Annotated in this window: 13 protein-coding genes; 9 read left to right on the plus strand and 4 right to left on the minus strand. The window is 57.7% G+C overall.

The window, feature by feature from the left end:
• Positions 1 to 5: 5 nt before the first annotated feature.
• Positions 6 to 668, minus strand: a complete 663-nt coding sequence (locus FRD01_RS13545; protein ID WP_146960488.1) for an SIMPL domain-containing protein — start codon at positions 666 to 668, stop codon at positions 6 to 8.
• A gap of 61 nt (positions 669 to 729) precedes the next feature.
• Positions 730 to 3,903, minus strand: a complete 3,174-nt coding sequence (locus FRD01_RS13550; protein ID WP_146960490.1) for an HzsA-related protein — start codon at positions 3,901 to 3,903, stop codon at positions 730 to 732.
• Between the two features lie 42 nt (positions 3,904 to 3,945).
• Between FRD01_RS13550 and FRD01_RS13555 the strand changes: the two genes are divergently transcribed.
• The 5 genes from FRD01_RS13555 (at position 3,946) to FRD01_RS13575 (ending at position 8,429) form a co-directional block, all read left to right on the plus strand.
• Positions 3,946 to 4,182 carry a hypothetical protein gene (locus tag FRD01_RS13555; RefSeq protein ID WP_146960492.1) on the plus strand — a complete coding sequence of 79 codons (237 nt, stop codon included), beginning with the start codon at positions 3,946 to 3,948 and terminating at the stop codon, positions 4,180 to 4,182.
• 85 nt (positions 4,183 to 4,267) lie between these two features.
• A complete protein-coding gene (locus tag FRD01_RS13560; RefSeq protein ID WP_146960494.1) occupies positions 4,268 to 5,566 on the plus strand; it encodes a thymidine phosphorylase in 1,299 nt (432 codons plus the stop codon).
• Positions 5,567 to 5,681: 115 nt separating this feature from the next.
• Positions 5,682 to 6,107, plus strand: a complete 426-nt coding sequence (locus tag FRD01_RS13565) for an NUDIX hydrolase (RefSeq protein WP_146960496.1) — start codon at positions 5,682 to 5,684, stop codon at positions 6,105 to 6,107.
• A 94-nt stretch (positions 6,108 to 6,201) separates the two neighbouring features.
• Complete coding sequence (gene gap, locus FRD01_RS13570) at positions 6,202 to 7,209, plus strand: type I glyceraldehyde-3-phosphate dehydrogenase (RefSeq protein ID WP_146960498.1); 1,008 nt, start codon at positions 6,202 to 6,204, stop codon at positions 7,207 to 7,209.
• Between the two features lie 2 nt (positions 7,210 to 7,211).
• Positions 7,212 to 8,429 carry a phosphoglycerate kinase gene (locus FRD01_RS13575; RefSeq protein WP_146960500.1) on the plus strand — a complete coding sequence of 406 codons (1,218 nt, stop codon included), beginning with the start codon at positions 7,212 to 7,214 and terminating at the stop codon, positions 8,427 to 8,429.
• On the opposite strand, the gene FRD01_RS13580 is transcribed toward FRD01_RS13575, so the two are convergent.
• Positions 8,410 to 9,963 (minus strand): sacsin N-terminal ATP-binding-like domain-containing protein, encoded by a 1,554-nt coding sequence (locus FRD01_RS13580; RefSeq protein WP_146960502.1) that lies wholly within the window; start codon positions 9,961 to 9,963, stop codon positions 8,410 to 8,412. The two genes, FRD01_RS13575 and FRD01_RS13580, sit on opposite strands and share 20 nt — an antisense overlap.
• Positions 9,960 to 12,077, minus strand: coding sequence for a polyphosphate kinase 1 (gene ppk1 / locus FRD01_RS13585; protein ID WP_249755616.1), 2,118 nt, complete (start codon positions 12,075 to 12,077; stop codon positions 9,960 to 9,962). Before ppk1 ends, FRD01_RS13580 begins: the two co-directional genes overlap by 4 nt.
• A 123-nt stretch (positions 12,078 to 12,200) precedes the next feature.
• Between ppk1 and FRD01_RS13590 the strand changes: the two genes are divergently transcribed.
• From FRD01_RS13590 to FRD01_RS13605, 4 genes are read left to right on the plus strand one after another with little or no spacing between them, the layout of a single operon-like run.
• Positions 12,201 to 12,863 (plus strand): hypothetical protein, encoded by a 663-nt coding sequence (locus FRD01_RS13590; protein ID WP_146960503.1) that lies wholly within the window; start codon positions 12,201 to 12,203, stop codon positions 12,861 to 12,863.
• 8 nt (positions 12,864 to 12,871) lie between these two features.
• Positions 12,872 to 13,126, plus strand: coding sequence for a hypothetical protein (locus FRD01_RS13595; protein ID WP_146960505.1), 255 nt, complete (start codon positions 12,872 to 12,874; stop codon positions 13,124 to 13,126).
• Positions 13,126 to 13,863, plus strand: a complete 738-nt coding sequence (locus FRD01_RS13600; RefSeq protein WP_146960507.1) for a biotin--[acetyl-CoA-carboxylase] ligase — start codon at positions 13,126 to 13,128, stop codon at positions 13,861 to 13,863. The genes FRD01_RS13595 and FRD01_RS13600 overlap by 1 nt, the downstream gene beginning before the upstream one ends.
• Positions 13,864 to 13,909: 46 nt before the next feature.
• Positions 13,910 to 15,607, plus strand: a complete 1,698-nt coding sequence (locus FRD01_RS13605) for a M3 family oligoendopeptidase (protein WP_249755617.1) — start codon at positions 13,910 to 13,912, stop codon at positions 15,605 to 15,607.
• Positions 15,608 to 15,629 lie beyond the last annotated feature (22 nt).

A 15,629-nucleotide genomic window follows, 5' to 3' on the forward strand; every position in this document is an offset into this window, starting at 1 on the left:
CGCGCTCAAGGATCAAAGGTAGGGAAGGTGCCTGTTGCCGCAACCATCTTGCCGGCCTTGATGGAGAACGCAACGCGCACGGCGGCTCTCACGGCTATGGACGTCTGTGAATAGGCGCCCGAAGTGTCGAATTCATCGAGTTCATCGAGCTTTGCGTCCAACTCTTCGTCGGGCACTTCTTCCACGTGGATCACGCGCCCTAGCTTGATTCCCGCGGCTTCGGCGTATTGTTCGGCACGTTTGAGCGACGCCAAAAACGCGCCCTGGCGCGCCTCGGCGCGGGCTTCTCGCAGCCGGCTTGAGCGCATGGTGATGCCGTTAAACACGTTCGCGCCGGCGCTCATGGCCCCGCTGATGATCGACTCAAGGCGCTCAACGTCGCGTACAGTCAAGTTGAAGTGTGTGGACGCCACAAACTCCTTAACTGTGCCATCGGGCGCGCTCACGGTCTCTATATGAAGCCTGGAGGCGCGTGTGCTCTCGACACCCGCTCTCGGGAAATACCCTTTGAGCGTCGCCGCAACACCCTTTACCTGCGCGCTCGCCTCCTCGAGTTTGGCAGATCTCCGACTCACCCCCACGTTGATGGTGGCGAAATCGGGTTCGATATGGACCACGCAAGAACCGAAGGTGGTCACGCCATTCGGATAGGGCACCGCTTGAGTCATCGAAACTCCTAATGATTAGTCTAGTTCCTGAGGATGCCTCACGCCGGCTCTGGTGGCAAGTTCAGTACGTCTGCCTGCGTGTGCGTCGAGTCCTGAGCCTGACACAGACTAAGAGTAGAAGAATCAACGCGTTCGGTGCGCCCTGTGCTGCTCCACACCCGCAGCCTTTGTCGCCCGCGGCCGTAACGGGCGCCTCGGGGTTCGACGGGTTATCTGGGTCCGGATTCTCAGGGTTTTCGGGATCCACCGGAGTTTCGGGGCGTACGGGTGGCTCTGGTGGCGAACGCAGGAGCCAGGAAACCGTGCGCTGCACGACGGTTTGATTTCCAGCGAGGTCCGAAACGCTGGCACGCACCTCGAGCTCGGGATCACTCAACGGGCTCGCGAGATCTAAGCTAACAACTCCCGCACTATGGGCTCCCGAAGCCAGATTTGGACCACAGGCATCGCCATCCACAATGCAGACTTCAAGCGACTCGCCATCAACCCCCGAGCCGATATCAGCCGTCCCTACATGAAGCCGAGTCAAGCTCGCGCCGTCAATCGTCGCAGCTAGATTCAGCGTAGGCCGCAAAGTATCGCGTCTCTCATCGGGGCCACCAGCCGCGCCGATATCGATCCACCGCGAGAGTAAACCGAGCTCCTCGGCAGTCATATCCGTGGGGTGGTCCGCTCCAAAGTCGATGTCGTGATAGACCACATCCGACGGGTCGGAGAACGTCTCATCGGTTCGAAGGTCGGTGCGTTGGTTGGCGGCCTTCCAGTAGAGCAGACTCGCGCGCGAATTGAAGGCTCGGACGTACCGTGTAAGCTGCGGTCGCCTGAACGTGTGGCCACTTCCGCCCGCACCGGTGGTATGTTTCAGCTCTTCGGGCACACAGCTCTGGGCCTTGTCGCGTACCAAACAGAACCATGTCGAAGGCGTATCACCACCCTCGGTACCTGGCCGGTCAAGCACGAGTCCTGCTGCCGGAGAGTCCGAGCTATGGCACGAGGCGCAACGTTGCTCGAAGATCGGCAGGATATCCTCCTCAAAGGTCACCGAAAGGCCAGGCGCCCTGTATTCCAGCAATGAAACCTCGCTGAGCGAGCCGCCAGCCAGAATCGGGACCACACCCTCGCCGAGTCTATGAGTGATGTAGTCGGGGCGCGCCGCGAGCGTGTCCTCAAAATCCTCGTTGGAAGGGCGAGAATGTACGTGGCATCCACCGCAGGTCTTGACTTCGCCCGGGCGCAGACTCTGCCAGGTTTGGTCGGTGTTTAGGGTGCGGCCATCACAGTCGATCCCCTGCATCATGTACGGGATATTCGCAGGAAACCGGACCAAAAAGCTCGTGTCGTAAGGGTCTTGGGTCTTTCGCACCGGAAACTCTCCCAGAATTCGCACGCGTTCGCCGGCCGTATTCGAGATTTCCTTCCACGTGTCACGCCCACGATTTGGGAGCAACGCAAGGATGCGAACGCCGCAGAGATCGTCGTCCTGATACTCGATGGTGTCCGTACCCTGTCGGTGAAACTGCCCTTCACCCTGGAAACGCAGGCCACCCCACGGATGGGTTTCGCGGTCCACAATCGAGGCGGCGCCGAGGAGTCCGAAAGGCGTTCCAACCTCCAAATCTGGGTGACTTGCCCTTAGATCGGCGGGTTCGATGAGCACCGGTTTTTCAATGCCGTGAATGGCCGAGTACGGCACCACCACACGCGCCTGTATCTCGTGCCAATCCCTCGAATCCACAATCAGTTCAAGGTCGGATGGGTGTGTGGATGGAACCGCCGTGGCACGATAGATGCCAACGTCACACCCTGGGGTATCAAGTCCAAGCGAGGTGATGACGTTCATGGCGGTACCAGCGCCGGACCCACTCGTTAGTGGTGGAGCTTCCATACCAAGCGCACCAAATATCCCATTCCCGGAGACCGTACTACAGGCGCCTTTACCCCAGGCCACCATGAGGTCGTTCCGCGGCAGCGCACTTGGATGACCAACCTTACCGGCAAAGGGCAACGGATCGGAATACTCGGGATGATTGTACGCAGGCTCCGGCATGGGGCGTGCCATATTATCGCCGGACGTGGACCATTGCGTCAGGCGGACGATGTCCCGAGGCGCGAAGATATCGCCCGCCACCTCGGCCTCATGTGGCCCGATGCCTTCTTGCCCTTCTGGCTCGGGCATCACGCCAACCACCACGCCCAGACCCGAGTTGTTGCCGCGATAGTAATCTGCAAACCACACGCGCTCATCACTGGTTTGGGTCAAAAAGTGGGCCGCCTTATGGTCCACGTTCGTGGCGCTCACAGGGGTGTGGTCGCCCGCATGCTGGCCGTAGAAGGCGAACTGCTCAGCCCCATCCGGGTACTGTGTGTAAATATGAAAGAGGTTTCCGATGGTTGTAAAACCGCCGGGCGAGCCGTTGGTGTGTCGAAAGGCGAGCCCGCCGAAGATTTGCCAGCTCGTGTAGGCGACGCGGCCGTCTTTGAGAGCGAACGGGTGTTGTTCCTGCGCGAGCGAATGGTGACTCGCGATATCGAGGTTTCTGCCGTCCGGATCCACGGTGTAAATCCTGGAGCCTCGCCCCGACGAATTGGTGCCGAAGACCATGGTCGCCGTATGTCCCTCACGCGACGAGGTGAACGCAATTCTGCCGTTCGCCAGAAATGTAGGGCCGGCATCAAAAGCCCCCTCTTCATGAGGCAGCTCGCGGACCTCGCCGGTTTCCACATCAACCAGGTGGAGCTGTGCCTCAGTGGCTGAGAGCACGCGGTTTGGCAGCGTCATACGCTGAGTCTGAGCGTTTTCGGCATCCGGGTGTACCACGCGCGGATGGATGGGCTCGGACTGATTGGTGAGGCTTCCTCGGAACACCGAGAACGCGATCGTCTTGCCGTCAAACGAAACCGCGGGGTCCATCGCGGCGCAGGCGTTCTCCTCGGTGGACGTGTCCGAGCAGCTGTAAAGCACACGTTCTTGACCGTCGGGCTCGCGGAGCACCAGGTCACAGGGTGCCGAAAACCCCGAGAAGAAATGGGTGACGTCGGGCATGATATCGTAGACGTCCAGACCTCGCATCGTTCGGGTCACGGATTGAGCTACGCCGCTGAGAACCACGTCCATGGTCACGTCAAATTCTGCGGTCGTTCGTTCACACCGAACGTAAGCTATTGGATGGTCAATCGCCAGAGCACTGGCCGGCGCTAGAAAGCACGAGAGGGCAATTAGGATTCGAGTATACATGCGAATGTGTTACCATATTCGTGCTGTGTAGGGAGACTTGAAATGAGCGATGATGGTCGCAAAATAAGGGCGAAAGCCCGCGCAAATTGGACAATTGAAAAGAAGGCTGTGAAGGATCTACCGGAAATTGAGGTCATCGACGCGCCGCCGAATGTGCTCATAGCTCTCTGTACCCAACTTAGTCTTCAGGCGTGGGCGATGTCTGGAAAACCACTGCCTACCTACACCCGCGAAAACATGCCGATCAAAGTCTTCAGACCTTCGGACAATAGGTCCTAAAGGGTAGCACGACCAACTTTTGACTTTCATTCACTCCTAAGCGCGTCCATTATCCCACTTTGTGTTTTGGGATAAGGAGTAGTTGATGCGCGCTGTAGATATCATTGCAAAGAAGAGAGATGGACACGAACTAAGCCCTTCGGAGCTCAAGTTCATGGTGGAATCGTTCTCGAAGGACGAGCTTCCGGATTATCAGATGGCGGCGTTCCTGATGGCTGTCTTCTTCCAGTCGATGAGTGCCGCCGAGCTTGCGCCGTGGGCCGACGCGATGCTGAACTCGGGCGAAATCATCGATTTGAGCCAGATTTCGGGCTACAAAGTAGATAAGCATTCAACTGGCGGCGTCGGCGACAAGATCTCCCTCATACTCGCCCCTCTTGCGGTGGCCATTGGCCTCAAAGTCCCCATGATTTCGGGCCGCGGACTTGGTCACACGGGCGGCACCCTGGACAAGTTGGAGAGCATCCCCGGGTTCAATGTGAACCTGAGCGTGGAGGACTTTAAGCGCATGGTAGACGAAGTCGGAATGTCCCTGATTGGGCAGACGGCCGAGGTTGCGCCTGCGGATAAGCGGCTCTACGCGCTACGCGACGTGACGGCCACTGTGGAGTGCATTCCGCTCATCGCGAGCTCCATCATGAGTAAGAAGCTCGCCGAAGGCATCAATGGCCTCGTGCTGGACGTCAAAGTTGGCACCGGCGCGTTCATGAAGAATTTGGAGAACGCGCGCCTTCTCGCGCAGACCATGATCGATATCGGTACGCGAATGAACTGCGATGTAACGGCGCTGATTACGGATATGAACCAGCCGCTCGGTCACATGATCGGGAACGCGCTCGAGGTGCATGAGAGCATCGAGACGCTGCGCGGTGAGGGCCCAAAAGATATCGTGGATCTGAGCGTGGAGCTCGTCTGGGAGATGGCGAAGCTCGCGCACGGAGCCGACGCGCCATCGCGCGAGTCCATTCACGACACTCTGCAGAGTGGAGCGGCGCTGGAGCATTTTGCCAAAACCATCGAGTGGCAGGGCGGCGACAGGCGTGTGTGTGACGACCTTAGTCTGCTTCCGCAAGCCGCAAAAACCATGGTGTTCGAAGCGCCTGCAACCGGCTTCTTGACCGGCACCAACGCGCAGGAAATCGGGCTCGCGGCCACCGAGCTCGGTGCGGGAAGAAATACCAAAGAGGACACGATCGACCCTGCGGTGGGCCTGAAGCTCCACAAGAAGCTCGGGGATCGGGTGGAAAAAGGCGAGCCTCTTGTCACACTCTACGTCAATCCGTCTTCGAAAGTGGACGCGTGCACGGCGAGGCTTGAGGGTGCTTTTGAGTTCGGTGAATCTGCCGTAGCGCCTAAGCTTTTGCTAGACCGTTTGGGCGCATGATGTAACTCTGCGGCAAAGATTTCATCTATTGGCAGGTAGGAAACCCGCACTTTTTGCGCTACCGTCTTAGGCGTCCTAGAGTTATTGGAATCGGTATGAGCGTTCGAGGTAAACAATGAGTTCAGCGTGGGGAATTATTCACCACAATTCGCATGTGCTCTTTATCCGACGCTCTTTTGAGGTGGGTCGTGGGGGACAGTGGTGCCCGCCTGGCGGCACGATGTGGCGTAACGAAACCCCGGAAGTCGCCTGCGTGCGCGAGGTCTACGAAGAGACTGGCCTGCGTGTTTCCATCCAGCGACCCATCGCGAAATTCGACTCCGCGCACTATATTTTGTGCAAGCTCAACAACGAGAATGCCGAGGTCACCCTTCGGCCGCGTGAGTGCATCGACTCGCGCTGGGTCTCACCCAAAGAGCTCCTAACTCTGGGCACCGTGATGGATTTGCGCCGCATCATTCCGGTGCTGCAGATGGCTGAGTTGGCTACTCCGAGAGTCCCCGATGGACTCAAGTTGAGTGAGCCCGACCCCTGGGACTAGTCCGCAGTCCGACTCTACTCGTTGACAGTTCTGACCCTCGGTGGGTATGAGAACACGTGTTCGATTTTGACTCCTTTTACATGAGGGTAAGCATATGAGTATTCGTATCGGTATCAATGGTTTTGGCCGCATCGGCCGTTGTGTTGCACGCATCGCTGCCAAGAATCCAAACGTCGATTTGGTGGCAATCAATGACCTCACAAGCGCTGAGCAGTTGGCCTACCTCTTTAAGTACGACTCCACGCACGGCAAATGGGACGGAGAGGTCTCAAGCACCGAAAACTCCATCACCATCGATGGCGACACCATGAAAGTGTTCTCGGAGCGCGACCCGGCTAACATTCCGTGGGGCGACCTCGGAGTAGATTACGTGCTCGAGTGCACGGGCATCTTCCGCTCCAAGGAAAAGGCGAGCAAGCATATCGAAGCTGGCGCGAAGTTCGTGCTGGTGTCGGCGCCCGGTAAGGGCCTCGACATGACCTTTGTCAAGGGCGTCAACCACGACAAGTTCACTCCTGATATGACCGTGATTGACGTGGCGAGCTGCACCACCAACTGCCTCGCGCCGGTCGCGAAAGTCCTTCACGAAAAGTTTGGAATTGAGCATGGTTTGATGACCACGATTCACTCGTACACCAACGACCAGGGCCTGCTCGACGCGCCGCACCCATCGGATTTCCGCCGTGCTCGCGCCGCCGCCATCAATATGGTGATCACCACCACCGGTGCGGCGATCGCTGTGACCAAGGCGCTTCCTGAGCTTAAAGGCAAGCTCGACGGAACCTCGATCCGCGTCCCAACTCCGAACGTGAGCTGCGTAGACCTCGTGGCGACCTTCGAGAAGCCCGTGACCGTGGAAGCCATCAACGCCGCCATGAAAGAGGCAGCTGAAGGCGAGCTTAAGGGAATCCTTGGCTACACCGACGAGCCCGTGGTCTCCACCGATATGATGAACGACCCGCATTCATCCATCTTCGACTCACTCGCCACCATGACGATTGGCGACAAGATGGCCAAAATCATCTCGTGGTACGACAACGAGTGGGGCTACTCCGCACGTATGATCGATGCTCTTCTCTACGTCGATGGAAAGCGGAACTAATCATGGATATCACCGGCATCAGCTTTGTAGACGACCTCAAACTCAAGGGTAAGAAGGTCTTTATTCGCGTGGATTTCAACGTGCCGTTGAACGGCTCGGAGATTACGGATGACGCGCGAATTCGGGCGGCGATTCCCACCATCGAGTACGTGGTCGAACAAGGCGGCATCCCGATTATCGCAAGCCACCTCGGCCGGCCAAAGGGCACGCCGAATCCTAAGTATTCCATGGAACCGGTGGCGCTCAGATTGGCCAAACTCACGGGATATGAGGTCATCTTGCCGGAGTCGTTGCACGACCCTGTGATACCGACGCTCATCGCTGATATTAAGCCAGACCAGGTGGTGCTCCTCGAGAATCTGAGGTTCCATCCCGGCGAGGAAAAGGGTGACCCGGAGTTTGCTAAGTCCTTGGCTGACCTCGCGGATATCTACATCAGTGATGCGTTTGGCGCGATGCACCGAAAGCACGCGTCGGTCTATCAGATGGTGCAGCATTTTGGACGTGGAACGAAGGCTGCTGGCCTTCTGGTTCGCGACGAAATCCGCGCGTTGGGCGGCCTTTTGGGGCAGCCCGCGAAGCCGTTCGTGGCTGTGATGGGTGGGGCCAAAGTTTCGGACAAGATCGGCGTGTTGACATCGCTCATCGAGAAGGTCGACAAGGTCGTGATTGGCGGTGCGATGGCCTATACCTTCCTCGCCGCGCAGGGCCACAATATGGGCGCGTCGCGGGTTGAAGAGGACCAGATCGATACGGCCCTCAAGATCTTGCAGCGAGCTGCAAAGCTCGGCAAAGAGATCGTTCTGCCTGTGGACCACCGAATCGCGCGAAGCTTTGACGCCAAGAGGGAGGAGGACGTTCAGGTCACCTCAGATATCGCGATCTCAGAAGGCTGGATGGGCCTCGATATCGGCCCGAAATCCGTGGAGCTCTTTGTGAGCGAAATCGCTGAGGCGAAGACGATCTTTTGGAATGGTCCGATGGGCGTCTTTGAGTCGGAGTTGTTCAGCAAGGGAACCATGGCGGTGGCGCATGCCATTGCGGACGCCAAGGGCTTTACGGTCATCGGTGGTGGCGACTCTGCGTCTGCGGCGAAAGTCGCCGGTGTGGAGAAGAAGGTCGACCACATCTCGACGGGCGGCGGCGCAAGCCTTGAGCTCATCGAGAACGGCACTCTGCCAGGCATCGAGGCCCTACGCCTCAACCACCCGTTTTCTTAAGCGTACACGTCAATAACAACTCGTTGTCCGCCTTGATGCTCCAACCGCGCGGTACACCAATATACTTAACCAAGAGGTAGGCGGCCCATTCCGGGGCGGTCTCCGCCCTTGCGAGCGTGTCTTGAACAACCTTGTGCGCAAGGTTTAGTACGCAAATCTTGGATTCCATGGGCATCTGCGCCTGGTTCTTCTTAAACTCGGTGTACTCCAAAGGCTCAAGCTTCTTAAACCCGACCGCCACCTCGGAAACCACAGCCGACCCTGGATAGTCAAAGGTCGCGAGCCTGAAGTCTGTCTTCGGATAAAGTTGGGTGAGCACAGTGTTAAGCGACGAGAAAGGCGCCGGGATCTGAGCGAGCGCGCGTGGAAAAACGAAGGACGCTTCCAGAGAAGGAATCTGGATCTTTCGAAACTCAAAAAGAGAGTTGAAGAGATTTGGGTGGAGTAGGAGTTCGGCCTTATCCACGTATTCACTGATGTGTCCCGACCCGTGAGTAAAGTACACACGTCCGCGGCGCCAGAGCTTTTGAACCTGACTAAAGCTCAAGGGCTGGCCACCGCGGGTCGGGAAGATCTCTCGGTCATCCCACTTGTCCCAGAAGTCCCGAAAGGTACGCGAAAGGTTCGTGAGGATCTTGGCCAAGGATTGATAGTCCTTTATCCCTTGTGGCGAGCTGTCCGGAGCACGTGCGAAGGCCTCGAGGCGCGCAAAAAGTTGAGCCGGAAGCTGCTTCTTCTCCACGTCCCGCAAGAGTGCCTGGACCTTGTGGAAGTGCTTATCCTCTAGGATCTGGTCGCGGGTCAACGTGTGCTCGAGATATCGCGAGTCGATCTTGAACGTGACAAATGGAATCTTAGAGGCCGCCTCGGAGAGTGTGAGTCCCCGGTTATAAAAGCCTGCAGCGGGTGAGTATTCATCGTCGTCGTAGCCTGCCACAAGGCGCGTGCCTTCCTCCTCGTAAGTCACTTTTACGAGGCTCGGGACGTCAAACGGGTCGCGGATATCTTCGGAGTCAAAGTAGATCGGAACGGCCACGTGTCGGCACCACGCTTTGGTGACCTCCCGAACGCGCGCCTCCATCTCTTTGGCAGCCTTGGCATCCACACGTTTGAGCAGCTGAATCTGAGTACCTTCCACCGGATGTTGGAGGCGAATCAGCTCATAGCTACGGTTCGGATGGAAGAGCACTCGCCAGTATTCGCCGCCACGGCCGGTGTCCAGGACGACCAGGTCAGGTTCGATCGCAAACACGGACACAAAGCCGATCCCAAAGCGGCCGATCTGCGTGAGGTCGTCCTCTTTGGTTGAGCTGAAGAGCCTCGTCAGTTTGTTCTCAATAATGTCGCGCGTCATGCCCTCGCCGAAATCCTCGACGAAGATCTTGAACACGCCATCCAAATACTCGGTGCGCACAAAGACCTCTTGTGAGCCGGCATCGATGGCGTTCTGAATGAGTTCGCGCAAAAAGGCCATCGGATCAGAAAACTGATTGATGAGCTCTTGGAGGACAGAATCGGTATGTAGAGCACTCATGCGGGTGGGAGCTCCTTTAATGCATACATTTCAAGCAGTGTGCGCTGGGCGTTGAGCGCATCTCTATCGGGCTCGAGGCGCTCATAAGATCCGTCGGAATTCAGCACCCAGGTCTGCACGGTATCGTCCAGGTAGAGCTGGAAGCACTCGTGATAAAGGCGCTGCGCCAACTCGGGATCCTCGACCGGCACGCATTGTTCCACGCGCCTGAAGAGATTTCGGCTCATCCAGTCGGCGCTCGCGAAATAACACTGGAATTCGTCGTTTAAGAAATAGAAGACGCGCGAATGTTCAAGGAAACGCCCAACAATACTGCGGACCTGGATATTTTCTGAAAGATCGGGCACACCGGGCCTCAGACAACAAATCCCGCGGATGATGAGGTCGATTTTGACCCCGGCGCGCGATGCCTTGTAGAGCTCTCGTATCACCTGAGGTTCGGTCAATGAGTTCATCTTCGCGATGATCCTGGCGGGCCTTCCCTCAGACGCAGCCTTGGCCTCGGCCTGAATGCGCTCCACCAACCAGTCGTGCAGCGTAAACGGCGACTGCTCGAGCTTCTTTAGTCTGAGCGCACGCCCAAACCCTGTGAGCTGGATGAACATCTTGTGTACATCGGCGCAATAATCAGGATCGGCCGTAAAGATGCCGATATCCGTGTACTGACGGGCCGTCCTTGGGTGGTAGTTGCCGGTCCCAAGGTGTGCGTATCGCCGGAGCCGCGTGCCTTCTCGGCGCACCACGAGCGCCATTTTGGAGTGCGTCTTGTAGCCCACCACGCCGTACACCACGTGTGCCCCAGCTTCCTCGAGCCGGTGGGCGAGCTGGATATTGCGCTCCTCGTCGAATCGCGCGCGCAGCTCGATGATCACCGTGACTTCTTTTCCGTTTCGGGCGGCATCGATGAGAGCGGCCGGCAGCCCCGAATCCACATCGGTTCGGTAGAGCGTCATCTTGATCGCCAGCACGTCCTTATCCGTAGATGCCTGCTTGATAAAATCCACCACCGGCTGAAAGGACTCGAAGGGATGGTGGAGCATGATATCGCGGGTTCGGATGGCCTCGAAGATATCGCGTCGCTCAAGGATCGTAGGCACAGAGCCAATGAAGGATTTAAACGATAGCTGCGGCTCCTGAACCTCGTCTGTCAGGGCCATAAGACGATTCAAGTTCACCGGTCCGTTGACCTGATAGCAGTCCTCGGAGTGCAGGTTGAACTGGTCGCGCAGAAACGCGATCATGTTCTCTGGGCAATTGTCGGCAACCTCAAGCCGCACCGCATCCCCATAATGTCTGGAGAAGAGCTCGTCCTCAAGCGCGCGCCTCAAGTCGTCGATCTCCTCCTCGTCTACGAAGAGATCCGAGTTTCTGGTGACCCTGAACTGGTAGCAGCCCGTGACGCGCATGCCAGGGAAAAGGTCCTCCACATGGGCGTGGATGATCGAGGACAAAAAGACGAACTCGTATTTGTCTCGGGTCACGCTATTCGGCATGCGGATGATCCGCGGAAGCGAGCGCGGAGCCTGAACCACAGCCACGCCGCTGTCGCGGCCAAACGCGTCTTCACCCTCGAGCGAGACGATGAAATTCAAGCTCTTGTTGAGCACGCGCGGGAACGGATGGCTCGGGTCCAAGCCGAGCGGGCTCAAAACCGGGAGCAGTTGCTGATTAAAGTATCGTTTGACCCACCGCCGCTGTTTATCCGTCCAACGCGTGCGGCGCGCGAATCGGATGCCCGCGTTCTCGAGCTCCGGGATCAGGACCTGGTTCAGGGTCTCGTACTGCTTCTTGACCAGATCGTGTGTGAACAACGCAATCTTATGAACCTGTTCTTTGGGGGTAAGTCCATCGGGCCCAGTCTGAATCGAGCCGCCGAGGATCTGGTGTTTTAGACGCGCGACGCGAACCTCAAAGAACTCATCGAGGTTTGTGCTCGAGATACACAGGAATTTCAGGCGCTCCATGAGTGGCAGCGACGGGTCGAGCGCGAGCTCGAGCACCCGCAAATTGAACTGCAACCAGCTCAGCTCGCGGTTGATGAAGTTCTCGGGTTCGCGCAAGTCGAGCTCTTCCTTCTCCTGATGTTCCATGGTTTCGGGCATGTCGATGGCCATACTTCCCTCGAAAAAACTTGAGCCAGCAGGGTACACCATCTAGGCGTGTGTTGCAGGAGAATTGCACTGAATTTCGATTCGTGCCAATCATCCTCGTGGAAATTTTAGGATGAGGCTCGCGACATGAGTGAACAAGAAAAGAGTGAAAGACCCGCATGGCTCGTGCCCCTTGCCGTGGTTGCGATCGTCGCCGCGGCGGCACCGAACTACTTTTTCACCACGCCCTTCCGCCTCTACATAGACGGCACCATGAAAGGCTTTTACGGGCTTTCGATCTGGGCACCCACGATCCTCGCGGCCGCAGCCTTCTTTGCCGGCACCGATTATTTTGATCGGTTGGTGCCTGCCAAGCCATCTCTGAATGCGATCACGGTCATCGGCACCCTGATGTGGGTGGTCTTTGTGTCGCAGTGGTTCCCTGGCTATTGGACGAATATTTCGGCCCCGCCTTGGGACGAACTGATCAAGGTGATGCCGCTCTACGCGGGGCTTTTTGCGATTCAATCCCTCTTCTACCAGGGCTTTTTGCAGCAGACGATCTTGGGCGAGAAGCATCGGTATATTCGGGTGTTTGGTCCGGCTTTGACGGCGGTGGCGATCTGGTTGCCTTGCGTGCGTCATATGGTGGACATGGACACCTCGTTCAAGGAATTCTTGTTGCCGGCATTTGTGCTCCAATCGCTCTTGTCGGGCATGACGGAAGCCGGGGCTACGAATGCTCGCGTGATGGCTGTGGCTGCGGTGATGGGGGCCGCATGGGTGTGGTTCCAACAGGGGATTTTCTAGGAGACTTCATGACGAGCGAGAGAGAGAAGCGACGAATTGCCCGCGAAGGCGCACAAAAGCTCAAGAATCAGGCGGGGTGGGACACGTCCAAATTCAAGGCGAAGGACCCCATGGAGAAGCTCCAGGAATTGGTGGCCAAAGAGGCCGCAGAAGGCATGGCAAAAGCCGGTGAGGAATGCGAAGATTGCCGCAAAACGAGGGAAGAACTTAACGATGAAACCGCGTTGTGCCAGACGCACCTCGCCAAAGCCATGGGATTCTAATGACCATCCAACTCCTCGACACAGTCGGCTCCACCAACGACCTCGCTATGAAGGCGGCACCCAGCGCAAAGCACGGTGACACCTGGGTTGCGGAGCACCAAACTGCAGGGAGAGGACGCCGAGAAATCGGGGGCGACCGGCGACAATGGTTTTCCCCGCCAGGCGTCAGCCTCTACATGTCCGTTCTCCTCAAACCCGCCATCGAGCCCGCCGAAGCCGCCGGCATCACGCTCGCCGCTGGCGTCGGTGTGTGCGAGGCCCTGAGCGGCGTTCCCGGGCTCTGGCTCAAATGGCCGAACGATATCTTCATCGGCACCAAAAAAGTCGGCGGCCTTCTCACCGAGGCATCCACACAAGCTGGCTCCATCGAGTCGATCGTGGTCGGACTCGGCCTCAACGTCAACGTGCAGGCCCAGCATATCCCCAAAGATCTCGAGGCGATCATGACGAGCCTCGCAATCGAAACGGGCCAACCCTTGGACCGCCTCGGACTCGTACACCGCATTCACGCGTCGCTTATAAAATGGTCGGAGCGCTACATTGCGGCCGGGTTTGACGGCATCGAGGACGGCATCAAGAAGTGGGACAAGAGCGCCGGCCGCCGCGTACAGGTGATCGACCCGAGCAAAAGTCGCGAAGGCGTGGCCAAGGGAATCAAAGACGGATCTCTACTGGTTCGTTTTGACGACGGCGACGAAGCACTGGTATTTGCCGGTGAGGTCAAATTGATTCCCTAGCCGAACCCTGTACTATGGCGCAGAATTTTCTCCCAAGAGGTAGCGAGTGAACCTTCCAAATCAAGGGCTCAAATTCTCAGAAATGAGCCTTCCAAAACCAACGTTTGAAAGCCTTTCCGACACGATGGGCAGCATCGATAGCCGATTTGACCAAGCCGCGGACGACAAGACGCGAATCGAAGTCGTCCAAGACTGGGACCGGCTCGTCCGCAACTACTCGAGCTGGGCGGCGATTACTCGCCTGAAGTTCAGCCAGGACACGCGCGACGAGGCCGCCAAGGCCGACCGCGAGTACGTCGACGAGCTGACCCCGAAGTTCACCGAGATGAATATCGCGTGGTTGAGGAAGTTGCTCGCGAGCGAGCACCGGCCAGCTCTTGAGGCACATTTTGGCGCGCACGCGTTCCGTATGTGGGCGAACGAAGTCCTGACCTTTGAGCCGGCAATCCAGGAAGACCTGGTGCAGGAGAGCAAGCTCAGTGCCGATCACACGGCCTTGACGGCATCCGCCGAGATCGAGTTCGACGGCGAAGTCTACAACCTTTCGCAGCTCGCGAAGTTCATGGATGTGGCGGATCGCGACACGCGTTACCGAGCGCAAAAGGCGCGCTGGGATTGGGTGGAAGCGCACTCGGACGAGTTCGACGAAATTTATGACAAGCTCGTCAAACTGCGCCATTCCATGGCCCAAAAGCTCGGCTACAAGAATTATATTGAGCTCGGCTACCGTCGCATGATGCGCGTTGATTATTCGCGTGAAGATGTGGAGGTCTTCCGCAAAGAGATCCTGCGCACCGTGGTGCCACTCGTGGCCGAGATGAAAAAGGCGCAGGCCAAAAGGCTCGGAATCGACCGTTGTATGGTCTGGGACGAGTCGGTCTTCGACTCCAAGGGAAATCCAGTCCCCGAGGGCGATGTCGCCGAGTTGACCGAAAAGGCCAAGTCGGTCTTTGACCAGATGCACCCTGAGCTTTCGAGCTTCTACCGTATGATGGTGGAGCGCGGTTTGCTCGACCTAGACTCACGTACGGGCAAGGCTGGCGGCGGGTTCTGCACCTCTTTTGCCGAGTTCGGCGTGCCCTTCATCTTCGCGAATTTCAACGGCACCAAGCACGATGCCGAGGTGTTCACGCACGAGATGGGTCATGCGTTCCAATGCTACTTGAGCATGGACAAAGTACCTCACGACTACATCTGGCCTACACTTGAGGCGTGCGAGATCCACTCGATGAGCCTCGAGTACTTCACCTGGCCATATATGGAGGCGTTCTTCGGCGACGATACCGAGCGCTTCCGCACGGTGCACCTGACCGAGTCTTTGAGCTTCCTTCCATACGGAACGGCCATCGACCACTTCCAGCACTTGGTCTACGAGAAGCCCGATGCCACGCCACAAGAGCGCCGCGAGATGTGGCTCGAGATGGAGAAACTCTATCTCCCGTGGCGCGATTGGGGTGATATCGAGTACGGCGCCAAAGGTGCGCGCTGGCAGCTCCAAGGCCACGTCTATCACGCGCCATTCTACTATATCGACTACGTGCTCGCTCAGACCTGCGCACTGCAGTTCTGGGACCGCATGAACCACGACTACAAACAGGCCCTCGAGGACTACGTGGCCCTTTGTCGGCGCGGTGGAGAGGCATCTTTCCAGTCGCTCGCAACCTCCGCCGGATTGACCTCGCCATTTGAGCCGGGTTGCCTCGAAGGTGCAGTCGGCCGAGCCCGGGAATATCTCGGGTTCTAAGAGAAGTTAGTCTGAAACTCTG

Source organism: Microvenator marinus, from assembly GCF_007993755.1.
Classification (GTDB): domain Bacteria; phylum Myxococcota_A; class Bradymonadia; order Bradymonadales; family Bradymonadaceae; genus Allomicrovenator; species Allomicrovenator marinus.